Here is a 5,173-nt window from a genome sequence, read left to right as displayed (position 1 = left end):
GCGAGCGCGATGCTTTACAGCATCATCGAGACTGCAAAAGCCAACGGCCTTATCCTCTATGACTATATGGTCAAGTGCATGAAAGAGCTAGCAAAAGCAGAGCCCGATATCGATGCACTCCTGCCTTGGAACTTCAAACACTGACAAGTCGCCCCGTAGGTTCATGGGGCGGATACATTAAAAGGAGCGACTTTAAGTACAGTAATATTTTCGACTTCTGTAACGCCACCGTCAGCATACTTATCAAGAAGGTTGTTCAATACCTGCTGCGCGGTATCGCCATATTTAGTGAAGTAGTTACGCTTCTTCACGTTATCGGCGCGCTCTTTACGAGTTAAAGCGGGTTGGTCATAAACGACATGGCAAATCATATCGAATGGGTCCATGTCTTTACCCACTTCGTCCTCTAGCGCTTCCCATAGAATACCGGCTTCGGCTAACTCATCGATAATGGCTTGCTTCCGGTCAGATTCGTTCCAACGCTTGGTGAACTCATCTAAAGAAGAGAACTGCTTCACCATGGTTTTACGGGTGTAGTCTTTAAATGACTCGGTCACAAGCTTACCGTCTGAATCGTAATATTGGACACGTTCAGCGAGCGCTTTTACTGGAACTCCATTCACATGGAATTTGCGAACTCGATTCTCATCACCCCAATCGTCTGCACCGCCTGTACTTTCAGGGGAGTTTCCAAAATCTTCACCATAGGTAGTCTCTGGCTCTTGAATTGAATCAGGGTCAATGTCTTCATCACCGAATGGGTTATCAGCATCGACATCATCAACGCCGTCGATGATGTCATCTAAATCTTCTTCATCTTCGAACTGATCTGGAGTCGTGACCTTCACGCGTTCTGGAGTTCCGTCGAAGCGTTCATCAGCAAACAGTTCTGTCGCTTTTTTGAAATCCAAGATAGTGAACCAAAGCTTGCCATAGCGGTCATCAATACGAGTACCACGACCAATGATTTGCTTAAACTTGGTCATCGATTGAATACCTTGATCAAGCACTACTAGCTTACAGGTTTTTGCATCAACTCCCGTCGTCATTAGCTCTGAAGTCGTGGCAATAACAGGGTACTTTTTCTTAGGATTGATAAAATTGTCTAGCTGATCTTTGCCAATATCGTCATCGCCCGTAATTTTCATTACGTATTTATCGTTCTTCTTAACCTGTTCTGGATTCAAATTTACTAACGCACGGCGCATACGATCAGCATGATCGATGTCGTTACAGAACACGATGGTTTTGGCCATTGGGTCGGTACGTTTCAGATAGTTGGTGATGGTTTGTGCGACAAGCTCTGTACGCTCATCAATAACCATAGTGCGATCAAAATCTTTTTGGTTGTAGATTCGATCTTCAATCACTTCGCCATTTTTGTCAGTTTGCCCTTTGGTTGGTCGCCAACCTTGGACGTCCACATCAATATCGACACGAACTACTTTATAAGGGGCTAAGAAGCCATCCTCAATACCTTCTTTAAGAGAGTAGGTATAAATTGGGTCGCCAAAGTACTCGATGTTAGATATTTCATCGGTCTCTTTTGGTGTCGCCGTCAAACCGACTTGAGTCGCACTGCTAAAGTATTCAAGAATTTCACGCCAAGCGCTGTCTTCTGAAGCACTACCACGGTGGCACTCGTCAATGATGATTAAGTCAAAGAAGTTAGGGTCTACTTGCTTGTAGGCTTTTTGTTCTTCTTCTGGTCCCGTAAGCGCTTGATAAAGGGCTAGATGAACCTCAAAAGCAGGATCGACTTTGCGACCTGTAATCTTTGTCATCGCCGTGCCGAATGGCTGAAAATCGTTCGTTTTAGTTTGATCGACAAGGATATTTCGGTCAGCTAAGAACAAAATTCGCTTCTTGGCTTTGGCTTTCCAAAGTCGCCAGATAATTTGAAATGCGGTGTAGGTTTTACCTGTACCCGTCGCCATGACTAGTAAAGCTCTGTCTTGACCAGCAGCAACGGCCTCTACTGTTTTGTTGATAGCTTGAAGCTGGTAGTAACGCGGTGATTTACCGCTGCCATCATCATGGTAATCTTGGGTGATAATTGGCAGATGTTCTTCTTTATACCCTTTCCAAGCACAATACTTTTCCCACAACTGCTGAGGGGTTGGGAAATCCTCTAAACGAATTTCCGTTTCAAGTTGAGTTGGGTTGGTTAAGTCTCGGAAAATAAAACCATCGCCATTCGAGGCAAAAACGAATGGAACCTCTAGCAGACCTGCGTACACCATGCCTTGTTGCATACCTTTGCCAACTTCATGCTTATTGGCTTTTGCCTCAATCACTGCAAGCGGCATACTAGGCTTATGATAAAGTACGATGTCAGCTGATTTTACTTTCTGACGAGCAGCAGCTTGGCCTCGAACAATCACTTTACCATCGCGCAGTTTTACTTCTTGTCGAATCTGAGTCATATCATCCCACCCAGCATCTTTAATCGCAGGAAGTATGAATTTGGTAATGATGTCGGTTTCAGATAACTTAGCTTTATTAATGCTGCTGACCATTTAGATTACTCGTAGAGAGACTCAATAGCTAATCAGTATATCGTAAAGCCAATATAAATCCGAGTGCGCATTATTCACGGTGTGATTAAGTGAATGTTGCGATAACTCTTTGTTTAAAATCACCTAAACGTAACTCATCATAACCATCGAAATCAGAGTAAAATGCGTTTTGAACCCCATCGATTTTTGACCAATTTAGTTGAGTTGAGGACTCCCCAGATACCATAATCTTATCGTACGAAAAATCTGTAGGAGTAAAACTCTGCGCCTTATCTGATTCATCAGTCTGTTCATTCGATTTAATAAATAGACACGACTCTGGAATATCCTGCTCAATTCTTTCAGCAAACCCAATCAAACTTTCTTCGGCAAAGGTATACAACCAGGCTTCTTGATTGGGTGAATCATTAACTCTCAATATCCTTCCAAGGACTTGTCTAAAGTAAAGCTCCGTTTTTACCGAACTCATATGACAGCAAACCTGCAGCCTTGGAATATCCGTTCCTTCACTTATCATCCCAACACTGACTATCCACTGAACGCTTGAATGACGAAAAGATTCAATTTCATTTAACGGATTATCGTGATGATAAGTCACTATGCATGCTGATTGATTAAAGTGCTCAACAAGTCGCTTTTGAATGTCTTTAGCGTGCTTAATAGAAGAGGCGACCACCAAGCCTCCAGCACTTGGGGACTCTTGCCTTATCTGCTCTAACTTTTGGCAACCGCTATTTAGTATGTAATTCATAGCGTCTTCGTTGTGAATGACGCTTTGGTAAGAGACATCGGATTGTTTAAGGCAATCAAGAATAGAGGCGAAGTGTTGATTGTCACTGCCAGCCTTAACGCTCAGGTGTTCATTATCGATTAAAACGATTTTAGGGCGGCGGCATACCTTATCTTCAACTGCCTGTTGCAAGCCGTATTGATAATCGCAAACAACCTTACCATCAGGGTCGGAATACTCAGCCATGACGATCGGTAGTCGGTCAGAACGCCAAGGCGTGCCCGACAGCGCCAGAGTGTAACGAGCAAAGCCTTGGATCTTAGAAACAATTTCTAGCCCCCATGAATTTGACCTCCCCTCGTCATCAAACGAACAATGGTGGATCTCATCAAATATGACTAAAACTCGATATTTGCTGACGGTGTACCAAAAGTTTTCATCCAAAAAACGGATTGATTGGTAGGTGTAAGAGCCTCCAAGAGAACCCAAACCTCCATTAAAGGAACATTCGAGCTTCCATGAAAAGGTCTTTTGCATCCCTTCAGCAACAGTCAGAGAGGGCGAGAAGCACAGCACTAAGTCAATCATGCCTATTTCAAATAACCGACTCGCAACCTCGGCGGCCATAACGGTTTTACCCGCTCCAGGAGTCGCTTGGCAGAAGAAGTGTGAATGCTTGTTTGAAGTGAATTTCTCGACAGCTTGATCTGCACACTCGGCTTGCCATGCTCTTAACATTGAGGAGCCTTACTTTGGGCGACTTGCATCCAGTTGGTTAGTGCATTAATTCTGCCTAATAGCTTGGCTGAGCGTTCTCTTGCTGCATTAAATAGCGGCTGCATATCTTGCTTGTTGTTTGGGAAACGCGCTAACAACGATTGGTATTCCTCAATCTCGCCTAGAGTAATCGCCAGCTCACCTTCATGCTGTTTCTTCTCTCGCTCTAGTGCATTTAGAGAGCACTCTGGAATTTGAATATCCGTTGAGTCGACCTTAGCTTTCCTATTTCGACCCGATCTAGGCTCAATTGTGAGCGCTTTGAATTCGTTAGTTTGATGGTAGCGTTTGTCTCTGCGAACCCCAATAACAGAAAGCCAGCCTTTCTCCTCAAAAGATAGAAGTTGCTTATAAACATACTTTCGAGCGTCGTCCTTACTCGAGAAGGTTGAAGCACTGTTTAGCAAAGCATCCCTAGCGTCTGTGACGGAGAAATTATCCATCCCTTTCTCAATCAATAGGTTAAACATGTGAGGGTTAATTCTGGTTACTTTCTTCATGTGACTCTTACAGGCAATAAAAACTTAGGATTGCTAAGTATACAAAAATCAGTAAAACTTAGACAATCTAAGTTATCTAAAGGTTGAAAAGAAATGTGTAAGTGCAAAAAGACAACCCCATCCCTGCGAGGCTCAAAGCTGCGCGTAAAAAAGCCAAGATCACCCAAAAAGATTTAGGGGTGAAAATTGGTATGGAGCAGAGTTCTGCTAGCGGTCGTATGAATCATTACGAGAAAGGCAGGCATGTACCCGATATTGGTACGCTTGAACGTATGGCTGAAGAATTAGATGTGCCGCTAAACTACTTTTTCTGTAGGAGCGAATTGAGCGCTGAGTTAGCGTGCGCCATTGATAAGATGAGTGATGAAGAGAAGGTGGTGCTGTTGGATAACCTAAAGAGCGAGAAGTAATACTTAAGCTTTAAGTCCATTTTTGCTCAATAACATACTCAATGGAATTGCATCCGTAAATCGCGGAGCAAGTATCTTATCTTCTACGGCAATGGCATTCAGGTTGTAAGACGATCCAGAGTCAATTTGATGAAGACGAAGCTCCTCGATAGAACAATTAAAAGGGTTGTCCAAGTAGGGGAACTTAAATGAAAAGGTACGTGACAATATCTCTTTGTCTATCGTATCAACGTTCTC

4 protein-coding genes and 2 pseudogenes are annotated in these 5,173 nt (G+C 43.4%); 2 read left to right on the top strand and 4 right to left on the bottom strand.

What is annotated here, in order from left to right:
• Window positions 1-144: transposase domain-containing protein (locus AB4307_RS20660; protein ID WP_372133306.1), on the top strand; the 144-nt coding region annotated here is incomplete at its 5' end.
• A gap of 32 nt (window positions 145-176) precedes the next feature.
• Here the strand turns inward: AB4307_RS20660 and hsdR are convergent.
• From hsdR to AB4307_RS20645, 3 genes and pseudogenes are all read right to left on the bottom strand, one after another.
• Window positions 177-2,519 (bottom strand): annotated as a pseudogene (gene hsdR / locus AB4307_RS20655) (EcoAI/FtnUII family type I restriction enzme subunit R); the annotation flags it as partial.
• A gap of 85 nt (window positions 2,520-2,604) precedes the next feature.
• Window positions 2,605-3,987 (bottom strand): DEAD/DEAH box helicase, encoded by a 1,383-nt coding sequence (locus tag AB4307_RS20650; RefSeq protein ID WP_372133304.1) that lies wholly within the window; start codon window positions 3,985-3,987, stop codon window positions 2,605-2,607.
• A complete protein-coding gene (locus AB4307_RS20645) occupies window positions 3,981-4,526 on the bottom strand; it encodes a VspR family transcription factor (RefSeq protein ID WP_017064061.1) in 546 nt (181 codons plus the stop codon). The genes AB4307_RS20650 and AB4307_RS20645 overlap by 7 nt, the downstream gene beginning before the upstream one ends.
• Window positions 4,527-4,627: 101 nt before the next feature.
• Between AB4307_RS20645 and AB4307_RS20640 the strand changes: the two genes are divergently transcribed.
• The gene (locus AB4307_RS20640) at window positions 4,628-4,936 is read left to right on the top strand and encodes a helix-turn-helix domain-containing protein (RefSeq protein ID WP_372111840.1); all 309 of its coding nucleotides are present in this window, start codon (window positions 4,628-4,630) and stop codon (window positions 4,934-4,936) included.
• A 3-nt stretch (window positions 4,937-4,939) separates the two neighbouring features.
• Here the strand turns inward: AB4307_RS20640 and AB4307_RS20635 are convergent.
• Window positions 4,940-5,173, bottom strand: a pseudogene (locus AB4307_RS20635) (TniB family NTP-binding protein); the annotation flags it as partial.

Source organism: Vibrio sp. 10N.261.52.C2 (assembly GCF_041471425.1).
Lineage (GTDB): Bacteria > Pseudomonadota > Gammaproteobacteria > Enterobacterales > Vibrionaceae > Vibrio > Vibrio crassostreae_C.
The sequence above is the reverse complement of the archived record's forward strand: the minus strand, read 5'-3'. Positions and strand labels throughout refer to the sequence as shown.

Excerpts from the sequence above, each read along its gene's own strand:
- AB4307_RS20650 (WP_372133304.1), bottom strand. The coding sequence starts at position 3,987 with ATGTTAAGAGCATGGCAAGCCGAGTGTGCAGATCAAGCTGTCGAGAAA.
- AB4307_RS20645 (WP_017064061.1), bottom strand. The coding sequence starts at position 4,526 with ATGAAGAAAGTAACCAGAATTAACCCTCACATGTTTAACCTATTGATT.